Origin of the sequence: Mariniflexile sp. HNIBRBA6329 (genome assembly GCF_043558645.1) — a bacterium.
Taxonomy (GTDB): Bacteria; Bacteroidota; Bacteroidia; order Flavobacteriales; family Flavobacteriaceae; genus Mariniflexile.
In genome coordinates, this window is record NZ_JBIFXS010000002.1 from 359,072 (window position 1) to 385,759 (window position 26,688).

The following is a 26,688-nucleotide window of genomic DNA, read 5'->3' on the forward strand; positions in this document are numbered from 1 at the left end:
TATTCGTATTTTTATCAGAATTCAAAAAAAACAACTTATATGCAACCAATAAACACAGCACTATGTTCGTATGGTATGAGCGGTCATGTGTTTCATGCGCCTTTTATTTCTGTAAACCCCAAATTTAATTTATCCGGAGTTTTTGAAAGAACAAAAAATGAAGCACAAAAGCATTATCCATCAATAAAAACATTTCGTTCATTAGATGATATGTTAGCTGATGATAATATTGAACTCGTTGTAGTGAACACTCCTAATGTGACACACTTCGATTTTTCAAAAAAAGTCATAAACGCTGGTAAGCATTTGGTTATAGAAAAACCTTTTACAGCCACAGTTGCAGAAGCTGAAGAGTTAATTCAATTAGCAAAAGAAAAAAAGGTTATCATGTCGGTTTATCATAACAGACGTTACGATAGTGATTTTAGAACGGTTCAAAACGTTTTAAATGAAGGTTTATTGGGGGACATCGTAGAAGCTGAATTTCATTACGATCGTTTCGACCCTGTTTTAAGCTATAAAACACATAAAGAAACGCCAACTGCTGCCGTAGGAAGCTTGTACGATTTGGGTTCGCATTTAATAGATCAAGCATTACAATTATTTGGTTTACCTAAAGCATTGAGTGCCGATTTAGATTCGTACAGACCAAATTCTAAAGTTGGAGATTATTTTGATGTAAAATTATTTTATCCTTCCCACCGCGTTATTCTTAAATCGAGTTACTATGTTCGTGAACCATTACCTGGAAACATTTTACATGGCACTAAAGGTTCGTTTATAAAAACCAAAGCTGATGTTCAAGAAAAAGAATTACAAGCTGGCAAAAAGCCTAATATGCCAAATTGGGGAACGGAACCAGCTACCGAAAAAGGATTATTGCACACCGAAAAAAACGGACAAATAATAAAAGAACACATTCCTTCTTTAAAAGGTGACTACATGGCTTACTATGATGGCATATATGAAGCCATTAAGCATAATAAACCAGTTCCCGTAACCGCAGAAGATGGCATGCTGGTTATTAGAGTGATTGAAGCTGCATTAAAAAGCAATTCAGAAAGAAAAATAGTTACTTTATAAATAAATCCCTCTAATTATAAAATACTTTTTTATTCAAACCGAATAATTAACAACCAATTAAAATAATTTAATTTTTACTACTTTGCGGTTAGATAAGTAATAAGCCACCTTGGATAATAATGAAACGAATAATCCTGAATCTTTCTTTTCTCTCCTAAAACAGGGAGATAAAAATGCTTTTAAAATTATTTTCGATACTTACTACAAAAGACTTTATGCTTTTTCCCTGCATTATGTAGAAGACCAATATATCGCCGAAGAAATTGTTGAAGACACTCTGGTTAAGCTTTGGCAAAAGCGTAATAAATTGGACAAAGTTGAGAATTTGAAGGCTTATTTATATAGCATGGTTAGAAATGCCTCTATAGACCATCTTAAAAAAGATAAAAAATTTGTGCGCCTAGATGTAAAAAAACATGGCGCCTTGTCTTTAAAAGAACAATACATTATAGAAGAAGAAACCCATAATATTTTATACCAAGCCTTAGAAACATTACCAAAAAAATGCAGAAAAGTATTTGAACTGTCCTGTTTAGATGGCATAAAATATAAAGATATTGCAGAAGATCTTCAAATAAGCGTAAACACAGTAAAATCACAACGTGCCAGAGCTATCGAACTTCTAAAAACATACTTAAAAGACTATCCGTTCTACCAAATCTTCTTAGTGTCTTTATAAAATTTTTATTTTTTTTACTTTTTTTTCCACCCAAAAATCAGCTTTAACAGTCATATTAATAATTCTTTAACACTCATTTTATTTAATTAATAAAAAGTGTACTGGTTTTTTAGCAATTAATAATTACAATAAGACAATATTATCATATCATAAATGACACCAAAAACCCCATCAAATTATCAAATAGCGCAATTAATTTATAAATCTATTGCGAAAATCATCTCTAGTGAAGAAAAAGAAATTCTAGACAACTGGTTGAGTCATGAAGATAATTTAGCTCTTTACAATAAAATTACCGATAAAAAGAATATTCAAGATAAGCTAGCTATATACGAACAAATTGAAACCGAAAAAGTTTATGCGAAGCTTGAAAACAAATTAAATAAAAACAATAAAAAGGTAAAAACTTTAAAATTGCTTAAAGTTTTTAAATATGCTTCCATCATCATTGTTTTTTTAGGATTAGGTGGCTATATGTACCAAAACGGATATTTTAGTAAAAACGAATCTTTTAGTGTTCCAAACGAACAAATTACCCTTCAATTAGAAAATGGCACTATTAAAGTTATAAACGAAGATGGCACATCACAAGTTTTAGATGCTAAAGGAAATGTCATTGGAACACAAAGTGGCACACAAATAGCTTATAGTAATGATGCTTTTGAAGAAACTTTGGTTTATAATACTTTAACTGTTCCTTACGGAAAACGTTTTGAAATTTTATTATCAGATGGTACCCATGTACATTTAAATGCAGGTACCTCTTTAAAATACCCAGTAAAATTTTTAAAAGGAGAAAACCGACAGGTATTTTTAAAAGGAGAAGCCTTTTTTAACGTCTCAAAAGATGCAAAACATCCTTTTATTGTAAATTCTGATGTTTTAAATGTACAAGTGCTTGGAACTCAATTTAACATTTCTAGTTATCCAGAAGATATTGAAACCGATGTTGTTTTAGTGGAAGGCTCTGTAAATTTATATACTACAAAAGACTCAAATAACAACGCGTTATTAAAACCTGGTTTTAAAGGTACTTACAATAAAAACAACACAAACAACATTACTACAAACCCAGTAATAACAAGCATTTATACTTCTTGGATAGATGGTGAGTTGGTGTTTAGAAATATCACTTTTGAAAACATTCTTAAAAAAATGGAAAGACATTACAATGTTGATATTACTAACAACAACATTGTTTTGGCAAACGAGAAATTTAATGCAAGTTTTAGAAATGAACCCATTGAAAAAATACTTGAGTATTTTAAAATTACTTACAACATAAATTACACAATAAACAATAATAAAATACTAATCAACTAAACTAAATATTTTCGCCTATGAGATAGATGAACTAAAAAAAACACCGAAAACTAAACTAAACACATCTTACGCTCCTTCACGACATTTTAGAGCAAAAAAAAATCGGAAAATGGTGACACATTTCCCGATTCAATTTAAGACGTGATTAAAATTAAACTAATAACCACAATTAACACTTCAAAAGTATGAAAAAACTTCTTAACAAGAAAAGAAGCCATCATCGTCCATTATTAAAATTTGATTTAAAGATGAAGCTAAGTGCATTAATGATATTTGTAACATTTTTTACTTTACAGGCTAACAATTCGTATTCCCAAAAAGTAAAAATCTCTTTAACCTTAAATAATGTTACTGTTGGCGAACTAATTGATAAAATTGAAAGCACGACCGAATTTAGGTTTGTTTACAAAATTAAAGACGTTAACCTAAAACGAAACATATCGGTTAATGCAAATAAAGAATTTATAAATACGGTTCTAGATGACATTTTTCTTAACACCGACACCACATACAGGGTTTACGACAAACAAATATTTCTATTAAAAAAAGAAATAACAAATATTCCCAAAGAATCAATAAACCTTGATGTAAATAGCATTAAAACGATACAGACTTGGAGCGTAAAAGGAACTATTTCAGATGAATTCGGTCAACCATTACTTGGCGCCAACATTATAGAAAAAGGCACCACAAACGGTACACAATCTGATTTTGATGGCAATTTTTCAATAAATGTTTTTAATAAAAATGCTGTTTTAGTTGTTTCGTTCGTTGGTTTTACCACAAAAGAAATTCCTGTAAACGGACAAACCAATTTAAGCATAGCATTAAATGAAGACAGAGCTTCACTAGAAGAAATTGTTGTTGTTGGTTATGGCACACAAAAGAAAGCCTTAGTTACAGGTGCAAGTGTACAGGTAAGTGGTGACGATTTAACCAACAGAAATACCGCAAACGCTATTCAAGCATTGCAAGGGCAAACACCAGGTGTTCAAATAACCTCAACCTCTGGTCAACCTGGAGAAAGTTTAAACGTCGTTATTAGAGGCGTAGGCTCTACATCGGGTAGCAACCCATTATATGTTGTAGATGGTATTTTAACAGGTGATATTTCATACTTAAACAACGCTGACATTGAATCTATTTCCATCTTAAAAGATGCGGCTTCTGCTGCTATTTACGGTTCTCAAGCATCAAATGGTGTCGTTTTGGTTACCACTAAAAAAGGTAAAAGAGGTCAAGCTGCACAAATTACTTTTGATCAATTTTACGGACTTCAATCTGTTGCTAGAAAAGTAGATTTATTAGATGCTAATGAGTATGCCGTTATGGTAAACGAAGCAAGAGTGAATTCTGGTCAAAATCCATTATTTACTAATACCGAAATTGCCGCTTTAGGAACTGGTGTTAACTGGATGGACGAAATGTTTGTAGATAATGCTGCTACAAAAAATATTTCTTTAGGTATCACAGGCGGATCAGAAAACTCAGTATATTCTTCCTCTTTATCTTATTTTGGACAAGAAGGTATTGTTGGTGGTAAAGACTTATCAAATTATGAGCGTTATAATTTCAGATTTAATTCAGAACATAAATTATACAAAGATGTGGTGACTTTTGGAGAAAATTTAAGTTTTGCTTACATAAACAACAACGGTATTGGTGTTGGTAATCAATACAACAACTCGCTTAGAAGTGCTTTTACAGTTAATCCATTATTGCCAATGTACGATAGCGAAGGCAATTATTACAGTACAGTACCTAATAGTGAACAATGGTTAACTGGTAGAGCCAACCCCTATGCCGAAATGGTTTACAACAACCAAAATGAAAGCAATAACCAAAAACTATTAGGCAATATATATTTGGAAATTGAACCTATTAAAAATCTAACCCTCAAAACAACCTTAGGATTAGATTATTACGCTGGCGAAGGACATTCTTTCAATCCTATTTATGAAGGATTATCTATTTATTCATTTAGAACTATAGATAATACTAGTCAAAGCATGAACAAGGGCAAATCGTTAACTTGGGATAATTTGTTGACTTATAAATTTGATGTGGCTGAAAATCATCATTTTGAAACCATGGTAGGTAGTTCTTCCATTAATTTTGATGGCACTTACTTAAATGGTAACAATGCTAACAATATTTTAGGAGGCTTAAAATATGCATGGTTAAACAATACAACCAATAGCCAAGGCGCTCCTTTAATGGGCGTTGGTGGCGGAAAATCTGAAAACAAGAGAATGTCTTATTTCGGCAGATTAAATTATAACTTCAACGAAAAATATTTAATAAACGCTACGTTTAGAGCCGATGGTTCTTCCAATTTTCACCCAGATAATCAATGGGGCTATTTCCCATCAATTTCTGCAGGTTGGATAATGTCTAAAGAAGATTTTTTAAGTGATTCTAACACATTCAACTTTTTAAAATTTAGAGCCAGTTGGGGGCAAGTTGGAAATCAAAACATAGGTGCATTTCAATTTTTAGCACCCATAAGAACTTCTACAACCAATTACATTTTTGGTAATGAAGAAGGCGTATTAACACCAGGAGCTTATCCAAACAGATTATCTAATCCAGATTTAAAATGGGAAACATCAGAGCAAATTAACATAGGTTTTGATGCCCGTGTATTAAACAACACCCTTGATATTAATTTTGATTGGTATAGAAAAACAAATAAAGATTGGTTAATTGTAGCACCCATATTAGCAACAGCTGGTGCCGATGCTCCTTTTATTAATGGCGGAAATGTTATAAATTCAGGTGTTGAATTGGCGTTAAACTACAGAAATAACATAGGTGATTTTAATTACAACATTGCAGCCAATGGTGCATACAACCAAAATGAAGTTGGAAAAATACCAACTGCCGATGGCATTATTCATGGCGCAACAAACCAACTTTACGATAATGCACCAGAATTTTATAGAGCACAAGACGGTTTTCCGTTATGGTATTTCTGGGGTTACGAAACCGATGGCGTTTTCCAAACACAACAACAAATAAATGACTATGGTATTCAGCCTAATGCAGCACCTGGCGACATTATTTATAAAGACATCAGTAAAGATGGAAGAATAAGTGATGCCGATAAAAAAATGATTGGCGATCCAAACCCTGATTTCACGTATGGATTTTCAATTTCCGGAAATTATAAAGCCTTCGATTTTTCAATCTCTGCAAATGGCGTAGCAGGCAATCAATTAGTACAATCGTATAGAAACCCGGGTGCTTTTGACAATTACACATCTGCAATTCTTAATCGTTGGACGGGTGAAGGCTCTTCAAACACAGTACCTAGAGTAACCGAAGATGGTAGAAATTTTGCAGGATTCTCAGATTTATACATTCAAGATGGCGATTTCTTAAGAATAAACAACCTTACCCTTGGTTTAGATTTAGCAAAACTTAGCAAAACACCAATTTTTGCTAAACAGTTAAGAGTTTATTTTTCAGCTTTAAACCTATACACGTTCACTAAGTATGACGGTATGGATCCTGAGGTTGGTTTTGGTACTGGTGGCACATCATCTGGTGTAGATGTAGGCTACTATCCTAGACCACGTACACTTATGATGGGATTAAATGTTAAACTTTAAAAAATACTGAAAATGAAAAATACATATATATACATCATGTTGTTAGGTTCATTATTTTTAAGTTCATGCAGCTTAGATACAGAACCTTATACAGAATTAACAGATACAAACTTTTATAAAACCCCAAAAGATGCTTTAACAGCTTTAGTAGGGTGTTATGATGGCTTACAGGTAGCAACCGGTGCTTCTGGTGCTGGACTTCCAGTAGTAACAGAAGTTTTTTCGGACAACTGCTTTGGAGGAACCGGAAATGCCGATGCCTATAACTTCGCAGCTTTAGATGAATTTGATATTTCACGTGCACCAAGTTTTGTTGATATTTTTAATGATAACTGGGTAGCCTATTACAAAGCCATTTATCGCTGTAATGTATTGATACAAAAAATGGATCAAATTGAATGGAATGGCGATGATGCCTTAAGAAACGCCTACGAATCTGAAGCCAGATTTATTAGAGGGTATCTCTATTTTGAAATGGTTCGATTATGGGGAAATATTCCGTTATTAACCGAGCCTTCTACAGAAAATATTCCACAAGCAGCACCAGAAGATGTTTATGCTGTTATTGCTCAAGATTTACAATTTGCATCAGATAACTTACCTAATGTAGCCTACAATAATGTTGCTAGTGGTCGTGTTACAAAATGGGCTGCAAAATCATTACTTGGTCGCGTATATTTATATTATACTGGGTATTATGGTAAATCCGATTTAGCTGGTGTAGTAACCAAGGCACAAGTTTTAGCACATTTAGAAGATGTTATTGCATCTAGCAGTCATGGTCTTGTAGATGATTTTGCTTCATTATGGCCGGTTGCTTCTGCCTTTTCAGATATTGATTTTGCTGGTGAAGATAATAAAGAAGTCGTTTTCTCTATTAAATACACCTACACGAGCGATTATAATGGAAACACCGACGGCAACCATTGGTTAGTACTATTCGGAATGAGAGAATATTCATATTTGCCTTACGGAAATGGTTGGGGCGTTACTGTTAACTCTAAGCTATGGGATGCTTATGGCGCTAATGATACCAGACAATCGACAACCATCATTTCTGTTGATGATGAAGACATCCCGTTTGATAAAATTGATAATCAAAGAGAATATACTGGGTATTATAATAAAAAGTACACGCCAATGTCTATGCTAGATGCTGAAGGAAATACCGTATCATCAGTAAATCAATATGGTGTAAACGATTTTCAAATTAACCAATATCAAGATTACGTGGTGTTAAGATACTCTGATGTGTTACTTATGGCAGCAGAATTAGGAAGTGCCAACGCACAAGATTATTTTGATGAAGTAAGACAACGCGCATACAAAACCAATTTTGTCGCTAAACCAGTTTCACAAGCAAACATTTTAGAAGAACGTCGTTTAGAATTTGCTCTTGAAGGCATCAGATATTACGATCTTTTACGCCAAGGCATTGATACGGCAGCATCAACCATTGCGGAAACCACCACACTTTTAAGCGGCGGTGTTGCAGAAACCAAAACCATTTCTGAAAATAATATTAAAACAACCAAAGGGTTGCAACAAATTCCAAACACACAAATTACGTTATCTAATGGCGTTTTAAAGCAAAACACTGGTTGGTAATTTTTAACTAAACTAAATTTTTAAAAATGAAAAAAGTAAAAATATTAATCGCAACATTTATACTGTGTGCGGTGGGCTTTTTGGCAATATCGTGCCAACCCGAATCCTACTCATTAGGAAATACACCTGACAAATCTGATATTAAATTCGATATCACCCAAGATTTCACAGTAGACCCGGGAGGAAATACCGTAATAATGACAAACCAAACCAAAGGTGTTACGCTAACTTGGGATTATGTTACTGGCAAATCTAATAAAGCAGTTGAAACTGTAAAATACGCTTTTAAAGGTGATTATACCATCAAAATCACAGCCGTTACCGCTGGCGGACTGGTAGAGTTAGACCCCGTAACAATTACGGTAACAGATGATAATTTAAGCTATGTTGATGACCCTTTATGGACAGCACTTTCAGGTGGCGTTGGTAAATCTAAAACATGGTATCTAGATTTAAATGCCGAAGGACAATCAAAATACTTTGGTGGCCCAATGTCGTTTTCCGGAAATGAATTAGGATGGCAAAAACAATGTTTAAGTGACAATACCGACCTATGCTGGATTTGGGAACCAGAATGGGCTTCTGCTACATGGATTGGTGATGCTGGCGATTATGGCTCTATGACTTTTAGTTTAGAAGGCGGCCCGTTTGTAACAGTAAACCATGCCTTTACAACTAATAGAGGCACAGAAAATGGCACCTATTTTTTAGATGCTAATGCACATACATTAACATTAACAAATGCCGCTATTTTACAAAACTCTTGGGGTGATAATGATGTTGATGATTGGTCTAATTACAGAATTTTAACGCTAACCGAAGACGCCATGCAATTGGCAGCATTTCATAACTCTAAACAAGAACTAGTTATATTCAATTTTATTTCCAAAGAATACAGTGATAATTGGGTGCCTGAAGATTTACCTGAACCAAATCCGCAAATTGATTTGAACGGAGGAACCGTTGATGACTTACTTTCTGTTACTACATCTACCACCAAAACATGGCATTTAAGTGCAGATAGCCCTTTTGATTGGACCGATTTAGAAGGAAACTTATTAAATGGATGGCAAACAGCCGAAGATTATGAAGCTGCAGGTTGGCCTGGTTATAAAGTTTCTGATAAAAATAACGTTATAAAAAATAAAATATCATTTTCTAATAATGGTACTGTTACCACTATAGACAGCAATGGTATTGAAGCAGCTGGCAGCTATTCAACTTCAACAGATGGTAAAAACATCATTACTTTTTCTGGCATCACGCCTTCATTCCCAATAGGAAGCTCTTGGGCTACAGTTTCAACAACATCTCAAAATCAATGGAGAATTGTTAAAACAGCGAAGAAAGCTGGTATTGTAACCGATATTTGGTTTGGAAAACGTGATGAAACAGGTAAAAACGAATACATGGTATTCCATTTTGTACTTGATAATAATACATCTGGAGGAAACACCAATACAGATACAGTAGTAGCTTTTGATAATTCTAAATTAGCTTTCGGAGACCTAGAAGGAAATGGTAAATTACGCTTAGAATTGTATAACGATTTTGGCTCAACAGCTACAAACCCTGGGTTAAACAAAAATAGTCTGGTGTTTAGCGAATCTGTTGAAGTAACTTTCACTCTTGGTGGTATTACTTTAAATTCAGGAGCTGCTGGGTCATATAATGCTTCTATTTATTATGCCGATTCAGATTGGACTCCAAACGGAAATGGTGCTAATGTTACTGTTAATGGTAACGGTACTTACACGGTAACTTATGCGCCTGGCGTTGATGTTGATGGTGTTATTGTATTTGTTATTGACATAACAGGATTAGCAGCAGATATTACAGATCTTACTGCTGTTACTGCAACTATTGATAAAATAGTTATTAAGTAAACTAAATATTAAACCACTGTATTACAAAGCTAATACAGTGGTTTTTATTTTAATAACAAGTTCCTTAATACAGAATTTCGTTATATATTTTTACTTAAAATCTATCATATAAATTCTAATTAAATAATATCTCTTATTATTTAAAAAGTCTTTGCTATCCATTTTTTCAACATAAACTAAAGGAAGAAGAAACACCAATTCCAATGAAAATAAACACTATTTATCTAAGCTTATTTACAGGTTTGCTACTAGCTTCTTGTTCATCAAATAAAAAATCATATCAACAAACCAATGATGGTATTATTGTTACCATAAAGCAAACAAAAAACACAGATTTAAATAAATTACGCTTGCAGGTTTTAGGCGACGAAATTATCCATGTATCTGCAACTCCAGAACAAGAATTTATAAAAGACTCGAGTTTAATTATACTTCCAGATTTAGCTCCTCACCCTTTTAATGTTTCGCAAAACGGAGATACAATTACACTTTCCACAAAAACATTAAATGTAATGGTTTCTTCTATCGATGGAGGCATTACATTTAAAGACCATGAAGGAAAACGTATTCTTACCGAGGCAAAAGGTGGTGGCAAAACATTTAATGCTATTGAAGTTGATAATACCAATGGATATACCGTACGACAAATTTTCGAATCTCCTGAAGATGAAGCTTTTTATGGCTTAGGACAACATCAATCAGATGAATATAATTATAAAAACAAAAGTGAAGAACTTTTTCAGTACAACACCAAAGTTTCAATTCCTTTTATAATATCAAATAAAAACTACGGACTGTTATGGGATAGTTATGCCTTAAGCCGTTTTGGTGACAGTCGTCCGTATCAACAATTAAATGAAGTTTTCAAAATTTATAACAAAGAAGGTCAAGCAGGAAGTTTTACTGGTACTTATAACGCCCCAGAAATAGGAAACACTGCATTAATTAGACAAGAACCTTCTATATTTTTTGAAGATGTAAAAAGCATTAAAAATCTTCCTGAAAATTTCCCTCTAAAAAATGCCGATGTGTTATATGAGGGTGATATTGAAGCAAACGAAAGTGGCGTATACAAGTTTATTTTATATTATGCTGGTTACATTAAAGTTTATGTAAACAACGAATTAATGGTGCCAGAGCGATGGAGAACAGCATGGAACCCAAACAGCTACAAATTCTCAATGAATCTTGAAGCTGAAAAACGCGTACCAATACGTATAGAATGGAAACCAAATGGTGGTGCATCTTACTGTGGTTTACGTGTAAAAACTCCACAACTTGCCGAAGAAAAAGGAAACCAGGTTTGGTGGAGCGAAATGAATAAAAACCTTGACTACTACTTTGTTCATGGTAAATCTATGGACGAAATAATTAAAGGCTATCGCACATTAACAGGAAAATCTCAAATCATGCCTAAATGGGCTATGGGCTACTGGCAAAGTCGTGAACGCTACAAAACACAAGATGAAATTGTTAGTACTTTAAAAGAATTTAGAGAGCGCCAAATACCAATAGATAATATTGTTTTAGATTGGAATTACTGGGAAGAAGATGCCTGGGGAAGTCATGAATTTGATGCCGACCGTTTTCCAGATCCTAAAGGTATGGTAGATTCTATACATGCTATGAATGCCAAAATGATGATTTCTGTATGGCCTAAATTTTATAGAACAACCGAGCATTTTAAAGAATTCGACGAAAAAGGCTGGATGTATCAACAAGCTATAAAAGACAGTATTCGTGATTGGGTTGGACCTGGTTATGTGGGGTCGTTTTACGATGCTTATTCTGCCGATGCACGTAAATTGTTCTGGAAACAAATTTATGAAAACTTATACCCTATTGGTGTGGATGCCTGGTGGATGGATGCCAGCGAACCTAACGTTTTAGACTGTACAGACATGGACTACCGTAAATCTTTACAAGGACCAACAGCCTTAGGATCGGCTACAGAATTTTTTAACACCTATGCCTTAATGAATGCGGAAGCTATTTATAAAGGACAAAGAAACGTAGCGCCAAACAAACGTGTGTTTTTATTAACACGTTCTGGATTTGCAGGTTTACAACGTTATTCTACAGCAACCTGGAGTGGCGATATTGCCACCCGTTGGGAAGATATGAAAGCGCAAATTTCGGCTGGATTAAACTTCGCTATTAGTGGTATTCCATACTGGACAATGGATATTGGTGGTTTTTGTGTAGAAGATCGTTATGTGGCTGCTCAGTTAGCATACGACAAAACCAAAAAAGAAAATGCCGATTATAAAGAATGGAGAGAATTAAACACGCGTTGGCATCAATTTGGGGCCTTTGCACCTCTTTACAGATCGCATGGACAGTTTCCGTTTCGTGAGGTTTGGAACATTGCTCCAAAAGGGCATCCGGCCTACGAATCTATCTTATATTATACCAATTTACGTTACCGCTTAATGCCATACATTTATACCTTAGCTGGTAAAACATATTTTGATGATTACACCATTATGCGTCCGTTGGTTATGGATTTTTCAGAAGATAAAACGGTCGAAAACATTAGCGATCAATTTATGTTCGGACCTTCAATTATGGTTAATCCGGTTTATAATTATGAGGCCCGCAATCGTGAGGTTTACTTTCCAAAAACATCTAACTGGTACAATTTTTATTCAGGAGCGTTTATAGAAGGTGGCCAAACCTTAACCGTAGATGCGCCTTATCAAGAGATACCGTTATTCATTCCAGAAGGTGCTATAATTCCTGTGGGACCTGAAATTCAATATACCGATGAAAAACCTGCAGATAACATTACCATTTATGTTTATCAAGGAAAAGATGGTAGTTTCACGTTATACGAAGACGAATCTGGTAATTACAACTACGAAAAAGGTAAATATTCAAACATTACTTTTAGTTATAACGAAGCTTCAAAAACTTTAACTATTAATGAAAGACAAGGTGCATATGAAGGCATGCTTCAAAACAGAACCTTTGAAATTGTTACCGTAAGTAAAGAAAATCTAAAAGCATTCGATTTCGACGCTAAAGGAAAAACCATAACATACGATGGTAAAAAACAAACCATCCATTTAAAATAACCAACCATACTATTTTTAAAAACCAATAAAAATGAAAATTAAGAGTATATACACATCCATGATAGCTGCTTCTTTATTAGCTGCTTCTTGTAAAGACTCCAATCAAACAGTTCAAATTTCTAATGAAACTATGACTGTAGAGTATAAAGGTACCCCAATTTCAAAAGCATTTGATGCTAAAATTGACAGCCTAGTGTCACAAATGACATTAGAGGAAAAGTCAGGTGTACTGCATGGAAACAGCATGTTTGCTACAAAAGCGGTTGAACGTTTAGGAATTCCAGAATTAACAATGGCCGATGGTCCTTTAGGAGTTCGAGAAGAAATATCTAGAGATTCTTGGGCAGCCGCTGGTTGGGATAACGATTTTGCCACCTACTATCCTGCTGGTGGCGGTTTAGCGGCTACCTGGAATACCGAATTAGCTTATTTATTTGGAACTAGTGTGGGTGAAGAAGCCATTGCCAGAGATAAAGATGTGTTATTATCGCCTGCAATAAACATTATTAGAACACCGCTGGGCGGAAGAACCTATGAATATTTCACTGAAGATCCTTTTCTTAACAAGAAAATGTCGGTGCCTTTTATCGTGGGAGTACAAGAAAATGATGTGGCTGTTTGTGTAAAACACTTTGCTGCTAACAACCAAGAAACACACCGAGATTATGTAGATGTTCAAATAGAGGAACGTGCTTTACGTGAAATTTATTTACCTGCTTTTGAAGCGGCTGTAAAAGAAGCACATGCTTATAGTTTTATGGGTGCTTACAACAAATTTAGAGGAGAGTATTTATGTGAAAACGGATACATGCTTAACGAAATTTTAAGAAAAGAATGGGGTTTTGAAGGTATTGTTATATCAGACTGGGCTGCTGTTCACGATACTAAAAAATCTATAGAAAATGGTTTAGATGTTGAAATGGGAACTCCAAAACCTTTCAACGAATTCTTTTATGCCGATAGTTTAATTGAAAAAGTAAAATCTGGCGAAATTGCCGAAAGCGATGTAGATATTCATGTTAAACGTGTGTTACGTATGATGTTTACTTTAAAAAGTATAGACGACAAAGGCCGTGCTAAAGGAAGTATTAATACAGAAGACCATTTTGAAGATGCTTATAAAATTGCTGCCGAATCGGTTGTTTTACTTAAAAACGCTAAAAACTTATTACCATTAAAAACAGATATTATTAAAAGCATTGCTGTTATTGGTAATAATGCCATGAAAAAAAATGCTTTAGGCGGATTTGGAGCGGGTGTTAAAACAAAAAGAGAAGTAACGCCTTTAGAAGGTTTACAGAACAGATTACCAAAATCCATAGAAATTAATTATGCCGAGGGGTATTTGGAACGCTACTCTAACAATGAAAAAGCTAAATTAGGCGATATTACTTTAAGTGGTCCAGCTACTATAAATACGCTTGAACCTGCGCTACTCGATGAGGCTATCAAAGCTGCAAAAAATTCTGATGTGGCTATCATTTTTGCTGGTTCTAACAGAGATTACGAAACAGAAGCTTCAGACAGAGGTAGTTTAGATTTACCATTCGGACAAGAAGAATTAATTAAAAAAGTTTTAGAAGTTAACCCGAATACCATCGTTGTATTTATTGCTGGAGCACCATTCGATATTGAAGATATCAGTAAAAAATCAAGTTCATTAATTTGGAGTTGGTTTAACGGCTCTGAAGGCGGAAATGCCTTGGCCGATGTTATTTTAGGCAACGTAAATCCTTCAGGGAAATTACCATGGACCATGCCTAAGAAAATTGAAGATTCGCCAGCACATGCAACAAATAGCTTCCCTGGCGACGAAACAGTGTCTTACACAGAAGGTATTTTAGTAGGTTACCGTTGGTTTGACACCAAAAAGATTGAGCCTTTATATCCGTTTGGTTATGGTTTATCTTATACAACTTTTGAATTTTCAAATTTAAAAACAGATAAAACAGCTTACGATAAAGATGATATGATTAAAGTGTCTTTCGATTTAAAAAATACAGGTACTACCGACGGAAAAGAAGTGGCACAATTATACATTAGTGATGAGGAATCTTATGTAGAAAAAGCGGCACAAGAACTTAAAGGCTTTCAAAAAATATCTGTTAAAAGTGGCGAAACAAAACATGTAACCATAACATTACCTGCAAAAGAGCTGGCTTATTACAACGAAGTTAAAAAAGAATGGCTTGTTGAATCTGGGTCATACAAAATAAAAATAGGAAACTCTTCTCGTGGTATAAAAGCAGAAACAAAAATCAACATCAACTAAAATTTAAAAATGAAAATTTTAAAACATATAATACTTAGTTCATTATGTTTTCTATTCGTTTTAATGGCGACATGGTCATGTTCTAGCGATGGATCTCCAGACGAAAAAGAAGTTATAGAACCAGAAGTAAAATCGTTAACAACAAATGTAACATCACTAGATTTTTCAAGTGACGATAGCAGTTCTAATATTACTGTTACAACAAATGTAGACTCTTGGGTAATTAGTGCCTCGGGAACACCATGGATAACGTTAAGCCAGACATCTGGTGTTTCAGGAACTTCAACAGTATCTGTTAGTGTTCAAAAAAACCAAAGTATTCAAGCTCGAAATGCCACTATCACAATAAATGCTAATAAAATAACTCCTGTAAAAATTACAGTTACACAAGCAGGTATTACTTCAACTAATGGTATTTATCCAGACTATATTACAGAGACTTTACCTGCCGATCCAACTGGCATGACTAGTACTGCGAGTGAAATTGCTGCAAAAATAAAATTAGGATGGAATATTGGTAATAGTTTAGAAGCCTCTGGAAGTGAAACCGGATGGGGCAATCCTATGGTTAGCAAAGCTTTAATTGATGCTGTAAAAGCCAACGGTTTTAATGCTGTAAGAATTCCATGTTCTTGGGATCAGCACCTTGAAGATGCAGCTAATGCTAAAATTAAAGAAAGTTGGTTAAACCGAGTTAAAGAGGTTGTACAATATTGTGTAGATAACGATATGTATGTTTTATTAAATATCCACTGGGATGGTGGTTGGTTAGAAAATAACATTGAAGAATCTAATAAAGTGGCAATAAACGCCAAACAAAAGGCCTTTTGGGAACAAATTGCTTTACATTTAAAAGATTTCGACGAGCATTTACTATTTGCAAGTGCCAACGAACCCGATGCTAGCAATGCTACTCAAATGGCGATATTAAATTCTTTTCATCAAACTTTTATTGATGCTGTAAGAGCTACTGGTGGTAAAAATGCTTACCGTACCTTAGTTGTTCAAGGACCTAAAACAGATATCGAGTTAACTAATAATTTAATGACTACTTTACCAACAGATACTGCAGCAAACCGTTTAATGGTAGAAGTACACTATTACACGCCTTGGCAGTTTGCAGGATTAACACAAGACGAAAGCTGGGGTAAAATGGCCTATTACTGGGGTGCTGGTTACCACTCGACTACAAATACCGAAAGAAATGCATCATGGGGTGAAGAAGCTGCTTTAAAATCGTATTTCAAATTAATGAAAGAACAGTTTGTAGACAAAAATATTCCTGTAATTCTAGGTGAGTTTGGGGCTATTAGACGTACAACCTTAACAGGCGCAGATTTACAATTACATTTAGATTCTCGAGCTTATTACGTAAAAACGGTTGTAAAAGAAGCTAAAACAAATGGTCTTCTACCCTTCTATTGGGACGAAGGCAGCACAATAAACAACGGCTTTGGTATTTTTAACAGAAACAACAATACCGTTTTTGATACTAAAGTTTTAAATGTCTTATTAGAAGGATTAAACTAATTTTTATAATACAACAAAGGTTCTAAAAAAGGGCCTTTGTTGTTTTTTTAAATTCATTAAAATGAAAAATCTACTTCTTAATTCACTTTTATTTTTCATATTAACTTTAAAGTTTCAAGCCCAAGAGGCTGCTAAATTTTTTCCGAAAGAAAATTTAATGTCTATTGGAATTTACTATTATCCAGAACATTGGAATAAAAGTGAATGGGAACGTGATATAAAAAATATTTCTGAATTAGGTTTTGAATTTATTCATCTTGCCGAATTTGCCTGGATTAATTTAGAACCACAAGAAGGTGTTTACGATTTTAAATGGCTCGACGAGGTTATAAATCTGGCTAAAAAATATAACCTAAAGGTTATTTTAGGCACGCCTACGGCCATTTCTCCGGTATGGCTAGGCATAAAACATCCAGAAATTTATGCCATGGGATCTAACTACCTGCGGGCAGAACATGGTACCAGAGCACAACAATCATTAAGCAACGAGATTTGGCGGGATTATTCTAAAAAAATAATTACAAAATTAGGAACCCATTATGGCAATAACCCGACGGTTATTGGTTGGCAATTAGATAACGAACCTGAAGGAAAAGAAGATTATAGTCCGTCATCACAAAAAGCCTTTCAAAAATGGTTAGAAAACAAGTATAAAACCATACATGCTTTAAATGAAGCTTGGGGTACAGCCTTTTGGAGTCAGACGTATTCTAATTTTAATCAAATTAAAATACATAATGCCAATCATGTTGGTTGGTGGGGAACCAATCCGCATGCCCTACTCGATTTTAAACGTTATACGGCAGACACTCAAGCTGAATTTCTAGATTTTCAAGCAGATATTTTACGAGCAATCGTTTCTAAAAACCAATACATTACTACCAATTACACGGCAACTACTTATGGTGCCGATCCAACAAGAACCAAAAAACTTGACTTCGATACCTTTACAAGTTATCCAAATAAAGGTCAGGCTAATATTGGCGAAAATGGTTTTAGATTAGGCGCCCCCAAAGAATTATCGTTTGCGCTTAGTTATTTCAAAACAGATAAAACCATATCTGGCGTTATGGAACTTCAACCAGGATTTGTTAACTGGGGTAATATAAATCCATTATTACAACCAGGCGCTTTACGTATGTGGTTGTTTCATTGTTTTGGTGGTAATTTATCGTTTGCATGTTCATACCGTTATCGCCAAATAAATTACAGTGCAGAGCAATACCATGGCGGCATAACCACTTTAGATGGCGTTAGCTTATCGCAAGGAGGAAAAGATTATAAGCAAGTTATTAACGAAATGACATTGTTACGAAAAGCCTATAATCCGGCTGCTAAAATACCTGAAGAATTAAAGAAACGTAAAACAGCCTTACTTTGGAGTCATGATAACTTATGGAGTTTAAGTCGTCAAGGGCAAACATCGCAATGGAATACATTATCGTTTTTTCAGAAATATTTAGAAACCTGTAAATCTCTAGGCGCTCCTACCGATATTATTAAAAACGATGACAATTTAAATAATTATAATATTGTAATTATTCCTGCCTTTGAAATGGTTGATGATGCAAACATTTCACGATGGGAAAACTACGTAAAGCAAGGTGGTAACTTAGTTTTAACGCTAAGAACTGGCGTTAAAGATAAAAACGGTCACTTATTCCCTACCGCTTATGCTGAAAAAATATATCCGTTAATAGATGCCAAAATTGAATATTTCGACCAATTATTACCTCAATCGAAAGGAACCATTTCAAGTAATTCAAAAGAATATTATTGGAATAATTGGGCCGATTTAATAGAAGCTAACAATCAAGAACATGTTTTAGCCACTTATACGAATCAATTTTATGCAGGAAAATCGGCTGTTGTAACTCATAAAATAGGAAAAGGGACTGTTACTTATATTGGCGTAGATACAGACGATGCTAAATTAGAAAGAGACATTCTTAAAAATGTTTATGCTTCTGCTAATATTAATACAGAAAATTATCCCGAAGGCGTTTATGTGACCTGGCGCGATGGCTTTTGGGTTGCTGTAAATTACAGTTCAGAAGCATATCAATTAAACATACCTGATAACCACAAAATATTAATTGGAACCAAAACTTTAGCTTCTGGAGGTGTTACTGTTTGGACTGAATAAAAAATACATCATGAAAAAAATTATTTTATTACTAACTATAATTTCGACCTTTTGTTTTACTGGTTGTGTAGATACTAAAAAACAAACCAAAGTAGAAGCACCTGCTAAATATGAGGCTAATTGGGAATCTTTATCGAAATATGATGAGGCAGCTGAATGGTTTAAAGATGCCAAATTTGGTATTTATGCACATTGGGGTGTTATGTCTGTTCCTGCATATGCCAACGACTGGTATGCTAGGAATATGCACATTGAAGGCAGCGATGAATATAAACACCATGCAGAAACTTATGGCGAACCATCGCAATTTGGATATCATGATTTTGTACCTCTTTTTAAAGCTGAAAAATTCGACGCCAATGCCTGGGCCGATTTATTTGAGAAATCGGGAGCCAAATTTGCTGGTTTGGTGGCAGAACATCATGATGGCTGGTCTAACTGGGCTAGTAAAATTAATCCGTGGAATACCCTAGATATGGGGCCTAAGCGTGATGTTTATGGCGAATTAAGTGAGGCCATTCATAAAAAAAATATGAAATTAGTTGCCTCGTTTCATATGGCGAGAAACCTTCAAATATTTAAAGAACAACCCGAAAAATGGTTGAATGACACCTCTTATTTTCCATATAACCCCAAAATGCCAACGTCTTCCGAAGATCCGCTTTTAGCAAAAATGTATGGCAACATTTCAAAAGAAAAATTTTATAACGATTGGTTGGGGCAACTAAAAGAAGTGATCGACAATTACAGCCCAGATTTAATTTATTTTGATAGTCAAACACAAAAAATACCCGAATCTTACAAGAAGGAATTTGCTGCCTATTATTTTAATGATGCCCTTTCGAAAAACAAACAAGTTTCATTTACTCATAAAGAGGGTGAATTTCCTAAATCGGTTAGTTTAGAAGATTTTGAAAAAGGCCGTATGAACAAAATTACACAAGATTTTTGGTTAACAGACGAAACCGTTTCGGTTGGTAGTTGGAGTTATACCAATACTTTAGGTTTAAAAAAAACCAACGAAATTATTCATGTTTTAGCCGATGTTGTTAGTAAAAATGGTGCTTTAATGCTTAATGTTTCGCCAATGGCTAACGGTATTATTCCTCAAAATCAACAAGATATTTTATTAGAAATTGGTAATTGGTTAAAAGTTAATGGCGAAGCCATTTACAGCTCCAGACCATGGATTGTTTTTGGTGAAGGCCCTACAAAACAAGAAAAATCGGGTATGTTTTTAGATAAAATAACTTATACACCACAAGATGTTCGTTACACTAAAAAAGGAAATGTTATTTATGCGATTGTGTTAGGCTGGCCTGGTAATAATGTTGAAGTTAAATTAAATGCTTTTACAAAAGATATACTAAACAAGGAAGTACCTAAAGTAAAAAACATAGCTATTTTAGGGTATAATGGTAATATTGAATTTTCTCAAGACACTACTGGTTTGGTTTTTAAAACTCCCAATGAAGAAATTAACAGCAATGCTTTTGTAGTAAAAATTGAAACTTATTTATAGATTTAAATGCTATTTAACCGCACTAGGCACGCCTTGTTTATCTCCAATAACGACTTCGTCAAATATCACGTTTTTGGTATTGGTTAAAGTCAATCCATTTTTAGCAGATTTAATAGTAATATTTTTTAAGCTAACATTTTCTACTTTGAAATTTGGATACCCTTCAATTACAATTGCGGTATTGGAAACAGTCTCAAAACTGATATTGGACAATGAAATATCCGATATTTTGGAAGGATGCAAGCCACCGCCCTCTCCGTGATAATTTGAGGTCATATAAATGGCGTCTTCAACATCTCCAAAAGCAATATTATCTGCATAAATGTTTTTTATATAACCACCTCTATCAGAATTCGTTTTAATATAAATGCCTCGCTTCAAATACCCACTTGCTTCACTGTTATAAGCAAATACGTTTTTAACTCCAGCAGACATTTCACTGCCTATTACCAAGGCATGTAAACCTTTAAATCTACAGTTTCTTATTAAAATATTTTCAGAAGGTATATTTGAGTTTCTTCCATCATCGTCCCTTCCTGCTTTTATGGCAATATTATCATCAGCATTATTAAAGTCGATATTTTCAATTAGAACATCACTTGATTGTTCTATATCCAGTCCATCGTTATTTTTATTATGGGCATCATATTTTAAACCTCGCAACGTAATACTTTTACTTTTCAAAAGATGAACACACCAAAAAGGGGAATCTTCAATTTTAACATCTTCAATAAGAATATTTTTAGAATTCACAAACTGCACAAGTTGTGGTCGCAAATAAAAACCATCACCAAAAACCCGTTCCTTAACAGGTGTTTGATTATGGTTCATTTCTCTACTTAAAAGTTTCCCTTTTTCCTCCAAAACCTTCCAAGTGGACCACAATCCATTGCCTTCTCCATCAATAGTTCCTTTGCCCGTTATAGCGACATCTTCTACATTAAAACCATAAATCATAGGGCTATAATTATACAATGCTGTACCTTCCCAACTGGTTAAAACTAGCGGATAATCTTTAGGGTTGGAACCAAAAACTATTTTAGCACCTTCTTCTAAATGTAAATTTACATGACTTACAAAATGAATGGGGCCATCTACTTTATAAATCCCTTTTGGAACAATGATAGTACCTCCTTTCTGTTTTAAACAAGCTTTCATCGCTTTATCAAAAGCTGATTTACAGTTTTTGATACCATCTCCTTTTGCTCCTTGTTTAGTAACATTAATAGTGTAATCTGGAATTGTTGGTAAACTTATTCTGCTTTCAATAGTTCTAATAATAGAGTCCTTATTGAACACACTTTGTGATTGTATATTTTGAAAACATAAAACCAATGCAATTATATAAAGGCTTTTCATTATTTGATGTATTCAGTTAAAGTTGATACTTTGTTTTTTAATTCGGCTACTGCCAATTTAGCTATTTCATTAGCACCTAATTTCGATAAATGCGTATCGTCATGCTTACCCTCTTTATAAAATGGTTCTTCGCCTGGTTCGAAATGTAAATGCAATTTTTTAGAGCCTTCAACGCCATACGATTCCTCTAAATGCTCGGTAAAATATTGTAAGTCTATAAAAGGCACATGATACTCTAAAGCTACCAAACGGGTTTCTACCGGATATTCGCCGTGGGTATCGATTAAAGTGCCATGTTCATTAAAATTTCGTCTCACAATAGATGAAAACAAAACAGGTGTCGCCCCTTTGGCCTTGGTTTCCTCAACAAACTTAATTAAGTTATGTCGATAGGTTACATGCGGATTTGTATAGCGATCTGGGGATTTAAACTTTTGGTCGTTATGCCCAAATTGAATAAAAACGTAATCACCTTTTTTTAAGGTTTTAAGTATCGAATCCCAACGTCCTTCACCAATAAAACTTCTGCTACTTCTTCCATTTACAGCTCGATTATCTACTACAGCATTTTCTTTTAAATATTGTTGTAAAACTTGACCCCAACCATGTTCTGGATTTGTTTCCGGATCTTTTTTATTTGCCATAGTAGAATCACCAATCATATAAATAGTTGTTTGTTGTGCCATACAACTAGTGGCAATAAATAATAAAACTATTAGATTGACTTTTATTAAATTTTTCATCGTCATTATAAATTTTGATACCATTTTATTTTAGAATTGTTTGAATTTGATTGAAGAATATGCTCTTCAGTATATTTATTTGCTTCTCGTTTTTTAAGTTGATGCGACCACTTTACCCTTTTCTCTGGTTTGTAACCTTCACCAATGCAGTTATATTCAGCATAAAACGTTGAATTTTCAGCCTCTTTTTTAGACCAATTATGCCAACCCTCTGGTTTTATATGTTTACCCATCTCACAATTTATAAATACCGTTTTTGCATATAAACGCCATGGCCTGCCTAAATATGCTTCATCTACATTTTCATCGGCTGTTAACTTACAGTTTTTAAACACATAACCAAATTGTTGACCTTTAGGTGTTGAAGCTGCCGTGATGTATGAATTTGATTTATTGTGAATAATACACGACTCAAAAAGTACGGTGGCTTCACCAAAAATAAAATCGGTTGTTCCTTCTATGTAACAATTTTTAAAGTATTGTTTAAACCCTTCTCCTGCAGTGTAAACGGTATCTTGATTTCCCAGAAAAGTACAGTTTTCAAAATAACAACGGTTTGCGTTTACTGATAAAGCTACAGCTTGCCCGACAGCACCTGCTGTGTTTTTTATGGTTAAATTTTTTGCTATAAAATCATCACCTTCAACCAAAACCGTTGATGTATGAAAGGTGCTATTTCTACCTAAATTGATTTTATCAAAATAATCATCAAACGTAATGATAGTATTTTCTTTGCTTTCACCAATTAATGACACATAAGTGTTCCATGAATACACATGCACTTTTTCGTTATAAACGCCATTCTTTATATTGATAATCACACGCTGATAAGGAAATGATTTGGCAGCATATATGGCTTCTTGTATGGTAGTAAAATCGCCGCTACCATCTTTGGCTACAACCATGTTGTATTCATCTTTTGGCGATTTTTTTTCTTTAACAGCCACGTCATATTTGGCTTTCCATTTTGGGTAACGTTCTAAAACTTTACTTGGGTTTTCGGTGTACCAACCGTAGCCATTTCTACGCTCGTAGCCAATTTCATTTAAAGCATATTTTTTTACACCATCGCGATCACAGAAAAATGGTGTATTATTTTCCAATTCCATAAAACGTGCCCAAAGTGGATTTGCATTTTCATCTTTTACAATTACTTTATTTCGTTTTTTAGTTTGTTCATCTAATTCCCAAACTTGTTTTATGCCAGTTAGTTTAACTTTCTCAAACCAAGCAACGGCACTGTTTATGGCTGTTTTTATAGCTTCGGAAGGTTTTTCTAAATCCATTAATAATAAAACAATACCAGCAGATTCACTTCCGCTTAACGAAGGCAACTCGTAAGCTCTAGCTTTGGCGGGTTCTAGAGTAACCTCGTCATGTTGTGCACACCAAACAGTTAACACGCCATTTTGTTTGTATTGTGTTTTTAAAATGCAATCGATACCTTTTGAGAATGCAATTTCTATTTTTTTTATAGTTTCATTTGATGGATTCACAGCATATTTGCCTGTATTATCTTTCAAATCTTTTAACAGATTTAAAATATTAACCATAGAATCATCATTGTATGTTATGTGTGTGTAATAGCCCTTTTTTAACGGGTAAAACTGTGGCCATCCACCTGAATCGTATTGAGCTTCTAAAATATAATTTAAGCCTAAAAGAAATGCATTTTTATATGCTTCATTGGATGTTGCTTTATACATTTTCGATAGAAAAAGCATTTCTTGGGTAGTAGCACCATTATCGGTAGTTACATCTTCCGTACTCGCTTTTAATTTTTCTAGTTGTAGTTTTTCTTGAGCAGTTAGTGGTTTCTGCATTTGGATATTCTTTGGCCAACCACCAATATTTCGTTGATACAGCAATACGTTTTCGGCAATAGCTTTTGCTTCTTGTGTCGCAAACCAAGTAGTATCTTGGTTATAAATTATGCTACGCCACGATTTCTCTCGGACTTGTGCTTGAATATTATTACTTGTTAAATTAATAATAGCGATTGCGATTATAATATGCTTAAAAAAATTCATGTTTGTCAAATTTAAAATAATTATTAATTACCATGGTAATACCAAAGTCGGGCTGTTTTTATATAAATCCATTTTCAATATAATTTTACTTCCTGCCCCCTTTTTTAAAACAACCAGTAACTTATTACCATTTAAAGCTACACTTTTACCATCTATAATTACTTCCGTAAAATCATGTTCCCCATAAGCTCCTGATTGAAGAATCACTTTACGTGATTGGGTTTGATTAGTATTTACCAGTGTTAATTCAATACCTTCGGGTGTAATTTTTTCAACTAACGCAGCAACATGATCAGGTAAACCCGCTCTTTTAAGAACAGGATTAAAGTATCTAACTCTCGAATGAAGTATATTCCCCGCTATACCTGGGTCATTACCGCCTGTTGTTAACTCTACCAAAGTTCCTGCTTTTACTGGATTCACTTTTTGAGGCTCATCAGTTTGTCTAATTTCATCCTTACTAGTATCTTTATTCATTCTTTCAATACATCTAACAATAAAATCTTGTTCCTTTTTTAATGCTTGTTCAGGATAATTTGGATTATTTCCCAATAAAAAAGAAATCCATGCATCTTTATTTAAATGTTGAAGATCGGTAGGATCCATACTCCATAAATAAATATCTCGAAGCACATCAAAACGTCTTTCTGGCATATAACCATACCAGCCATTTTCCCCATATTTATTAGGAAGCAAAATTGTTGAACCTTGCATTTTTTTTGCAGCATATAAATTTTGCATTTGTAATCTTAAAGGCGTTATAAATTTTTTGTTATTCGTTAACAAAAAAGCACTACCTAAAGCAATACGTGGCCCTCGAATAAAATAATTTCTCACATTACTTTCTGGCCAAAAATTCCAACCAAAAGTACCGCCATACCATTTTCCATCCCATTCGCCACCAATTGTTCCATCAAGCCCAATATTTGTGGGTATGTTGCCATTATTCCCAATAATTCTATCATACCATGCAGTTGTATATTCTAGTAACCAATCACTATATTTCTTATCACCAGTAAGCATAAATGCGTTCATTGCAAGTGTTGTAGACACTAAATTAAGCGGATGATCACCTTTAATGTTTCCTGCAGTGCTATATCTATTTAGTCTTTCTGGAAAACCTTCAACTGGTTCTCCACCCCAATCTGTTTCTGAAGCAAAAGTTAATTTTGGACCTCGGCTACCATTATGCAAACTTCTAATAATTTTATGTTTTGTGTCATAATTCTGTGCTTCAGGATCTTCATTCATATAAAACCCTGCAAACCGAATTACTCGTTTTTGGTACAACGTGTCTTTTGGATTTACAAGACCATAAAAATTGAATGCAGAAAGCCCTTCACCATTGTGTTCCCAATCAAAAGATGTTATAAACTCCTTGTAATATATGCCCTCTTTAGCCATTTCTATATTAGGCACTTTTGCCTTTGTAAATTGAATTAGATGGCCTTCCCAAGCCTTTTTGTATATTTCTAATATAGATTCTGGACCACCCAACGCATAGACTAATGGCCAATGTGCAAAATTTTCCATAGCATCATCAGGGCCATCATTGCCTCCCCAACGTTCAACTACTTTCAAATAACCGTTTTCTGCAACATATTTTTCGGCAAAAAGCTTGCAAGCCTTATTATACAAATCAAAAAGTTTACGTTGTTCCAATGCCCAAACTGGTGGAGACATAGACGATGTAATCTTTATTTCTGGTATTTCATTTTGATTTACTGAAAGGTTTTGAGATTTCACAGTTAATCCAATAAAAACTAAACCAATAGAAAATAAAAATTTCATAATCATAACTATATTTTTAACATTA

The 26,688-nt window shown here is 34.1% G+C and carries 15 protein-coding genes; 11 read left to right on the plus strand and 4 right to left on the minus strand.

Annotated elements, in window-relative coordinates; translation table 11 throughout:
• The first annotated feature begins 39 nt into the window (after nucleotides 1-39).
• The 11 genes from ACGK9U_RS04275 to ACGK9U_RS04325 all read left to right on the plus strand — a co-directional run bounded on the left by ACGK9U_RS04275 (nucleotide 40) and on the right by ACGK9U_RS04325 (nucleotide 20,740).
• On the plus strand, nucleotides 40-1,083 hold the full coding sequence (locus tag ACGK9U_RS04275) for a Gfo/Idh/MocA family oxidoreductase (RefSeq protein ID WP_394465121.1): 1,044 nt from the start codon (nucleotides 40-42) through the stop codon (nucleotides 1,081-1,083).
• 109 nt (nucleotides 1,084-1,192) lie between these two features.
• Entirely contained in the window at nucleotides 1,193-1,762 is a 570-nt protein-coding gene (locus ACGK9U_RS04280; protein ID WP_394465122.1) for an RNA polymerase sigma factor, read from the plus strand.
• Nucleotides 1,763-1,915: 153 nt separating this feature from the next.
• Nucleotides 1,916-3,085, plus strand: coding sequence for a FecR family protein (locus ACGK9U_RS04285; protein ID WP_394465123.1), 1,170 nt, complete (start codon nucleotides 1,916-1,918; stop codon nucleotides 3,083-3,085).
• Nucleotides 3,086-3,270: 185 nt separating this feature from the next.
• Nucleotides 3,271-6,699, plus strand: a complete 3,429-nt coding sequence (locus tag ACGK9U_RS04290) for a SusC/RagA family TonB-linked outer membrane protein (protein ID WP_394465124.1) — start codon at nucleotides 3,271-3,273, stop codon at nucleotides 6,697-6,699.
• A gap of 12 nt (nucleotides 6,700-6,711) precedes the next feature.
• Nucleotides 6,712-8,307 (plus strand): RagB/SusD family nutrient uptake outer membrane protein, encoded by a 1,596-nt coding sequence (locus ACGK9U_RS04295; RefSeq protein ID WP_394465125.1) that lies wholly within the window; start codon nucleotides 6,712-6,714, stop codon nucleotides 8,305-8,307.
• A 26-nt stretch (nucleotides 8,308-8,333) separates the two neighbouring features.
• Nucleotides 8,334-10,193 (plus strand): hypothetical protein, encoded by a 1,860-nt coding sequence (locus ACGK9U_RS04300; RefSeq protein WP_394465126.1) that lies wholly within the window; start codon nucleotides 8,334-8,336, stop codon nucleotides 10,191-10,193.
• Nucleotides 10,194-10,396: 203 nt separating this feature from the next.
• The gene (locus ACGK9U_RS04305; protein WP_394465127.1) at nucleotides 10,397-13,270 is read left to right on the plus strand and encodes a TIM-barrel domain-containing protein; all 2,874 of its coding nucleotides are present in this window, start codon (nucleotides 10,397-10,399) and stop codon (nucleotides 13,268-13,270) included.
• A 31-nt stretch (nucleotides 13,271-13,301) separates the two neighbouring features.
• Entirely contained in the window at nucleotides 13,302-15,542 is a 2,241-nt protein-coding gene (locus tag ACGK9U_RS04310; protein WP_394465128.1) for a glycoside hydrolase family 3 C-terminal domain-containing protein, read from the plus strand.
• Nucleotides 15,543-15,551: 9 nt separating this feature from the next.
• The gene (locus ACGK9U_RS04315; protein WP_394465129.1) at nucleotides 15,552-17,072 is read left to right on the plus strand and encodes a cellulase family glycosylhydrolase; all 1,521 of its coding nucleotides are present in this window, start codon (nucleotides 15,552-15,554) and stop codon (nucleotides 17,070-17,072) included.
• Between the two features lie 61 nt (nucleotides 17,073-17,133).
• Nucleotides 17,134-19,218 carry a beta-galactosidase gene (locus ACGK9U_RS04320; RefSeq protein WP_394465130.1) on the plus strand — a complete coding sequence of 695 codons (2,085 nt, stop codon included), beginning with the start codon at nucleotides 17,134-17,136 and terminating at the stop codon, nucleotides 19,216-19,218.
• A gap of 10 nt (nucleotides 19,219-19,228) precedes the next feature.
• On the plus strand, nucleotides 19,229-20,740 hold the full coding sequence (locus tag ACGK9U_RS04325) for an alpha-L-fucosidase (RefSeq protein WP_394465131.1): 1,512 nt from the start codon (nucleotides 19,229-19,231) through the stop codon (nucleotides 20,738-20,740).
• Between the two features lie 9 nt (nucleotides 20,741-20,749).
• On the opposite strand, the gene ACGK9U_RS04330 is transcribed toward ACGK9U_RS04325, so the two are convergent.
• The 4 genes from ACGK9U_RS04330 to ACGK9U_RS04345 are packed head-to-tail and all read right to left on the minus strand — an operon-like array spanning nucleotide 20,750 to nucleotide 26,663.
• Nucleotides 20,750-22,099: a glycoside hydrolase family 28 protein gene (locus ACGK9U_RS04330; protein ID WP_394465132.1), complete on the minus strand. Its 1,350-nt coding sequence runs from the start codon at nucleotides 22,097-22,099 to the stop codon at nucleotides 20,750-20,752.
• Nucleotides 22,099-22,842, minus strand: a complete 744-nt coding sequence (locus tag ACGK9U_RS04335) for a rhamnogalacturonan acetylesterase (RefSeq protein WP_394465133.1) — start codon at nucleotides 22,840-22,842, stop codon at nucleotides 22,099-22,101. The genes ACGK9U_RS04330 and ACGK9U_RS04335 overlap by 1 nt, the downstream gene beginning before the upstream one ends.
• Before the next feature lie 5 nt (nucleotides 22,843-22,847).
• Nucleotides 22,848-24,872 (minus strand): pectate lyase, encoded by a 2,025-nt coding sequence (gene pelA, locus ACGK9U_RS04340; RefSeq protein ID WP_394465134.1) that lies wholly within the window; start codon nucleotides 24,870-24,872, stop codon nucleotides 22,848-22,850.
• Nucleotides 24,873-24,899: 27 nt separating this feature from the next.
• Nucleotides 24,900-26,663: a hypothetical protein gene (locus ACGK9U_RS04345; RefSeq protein ID WP_394465135.1), complete on the minus strand. Its 1,764-nt coding sequence runs from the start codon at nucleotides 26,661-26,663 to the stop codon at nucleotides 24,900-24,902.
• Nucleotides 26,664-26,688 lie beyond the last annotated feature (25 nt).

Excerpts from the sequence above, each read along its gene's own strand:
- ACGK9U_RS04275 (WP_394465121.1), top strand. The coding sequence starts at position 40 with ATGCAACCAATAAACACAGCACTATGTTCGTATGGTATGAGCGGTCAT.
- ACGK9U_RS04285 (WP_394465123.1), top strand. The coding sequence starts at position 1,916 with ATGACACCAAAAACCCCATCAAATTATCAAATAGCGCAATTAATTTAT.
- ACGK9U_RS04290 (WP_394465124.1), top strand. The coding sequence starts at position 3,271 with ATGAAAAAACTTCTTAACAAGAAAAGAAGCCATCATCGTCCATTATTA.
- ACGK9U_RS04295 (WP_394465125.1), top strand. The coding sequence starts at position 6,712 with ATGAAAAATACATATATATACATCATGTTGTTAGGTTCATTATTTTTA.
- ACGK9U_RS04300 (WP_394465126.1), top strand. The coding sequence starts at position 8,334 with ATGAAAAAAGTAAAAATATTAATCGCAACATTTATACTGTGTGCGGTG.
- ACGK9U_RS04305 (WP_394465127.1), top strand. The coding sequence starts at position 10,397 with ATGAAAATAAACACTATTTATCTAAGCTTATTTACAGGTTTGCTACTA.
- ACGK9U_RS04310 (WP_394465128.1), top strand. The coding sequence starts at position 13,302 with ATGAAAATTAAGAGTATATACACATCCATGATAGCTGCTTCTTTATTA.
- ACGK9U_RS04315 (WP_394465129.1), top strand. The coding sequence starts at position 15,552 with ATGAAAATTTTAAAACATATAATACTTAGTTCATTATGTTTTCTATTC.
- ACGK9U_RS04320 (WP_394465130.1), top strand. The coding sequence starts at position 17,134 with ATGAAAAATCTACTTCTTAATTCACTTTTATTTTTCATATTAACTTTA.
- ACGK9U_RS04325 (WP_394465131.1), top strand. The coding sequence starts at position 19,229 with ATGAAAAAAATTATTTTATTACTAACTATAATTTCGACCTTTTGTTTT.
- ACGK9U_RS04330 (WP_394465132.1), bottom strand. The coding sequence starts at position 22,099 with ATGAAAAGCCTTTATATAATTGCATTGGTTTTATGTTTTCAAAATATA.
- ACGK9U_RS04335 (WP_394465133.1), bottom strand. The coding sequence starts at position 22,842 with ATGAAAAATTTAATAAAAGTCAATCTAATAGTTTTATTATTTATTGCC.
- pelA (WP_394465134.1), bottom strand. The coding sequence starts at position 24,872 with ATGAATTTTTTTAAGCATATTATAATCGCAATCGCTATTATTAATTTA.
- ACGK9U_RS04345 (WP_394465135.1), bottom strand. The coding sequence starts at position 26,663 with ATGAAATTTTTATTTTCTATTGGTTTAGTTTTTATTGGATTAACTGTG.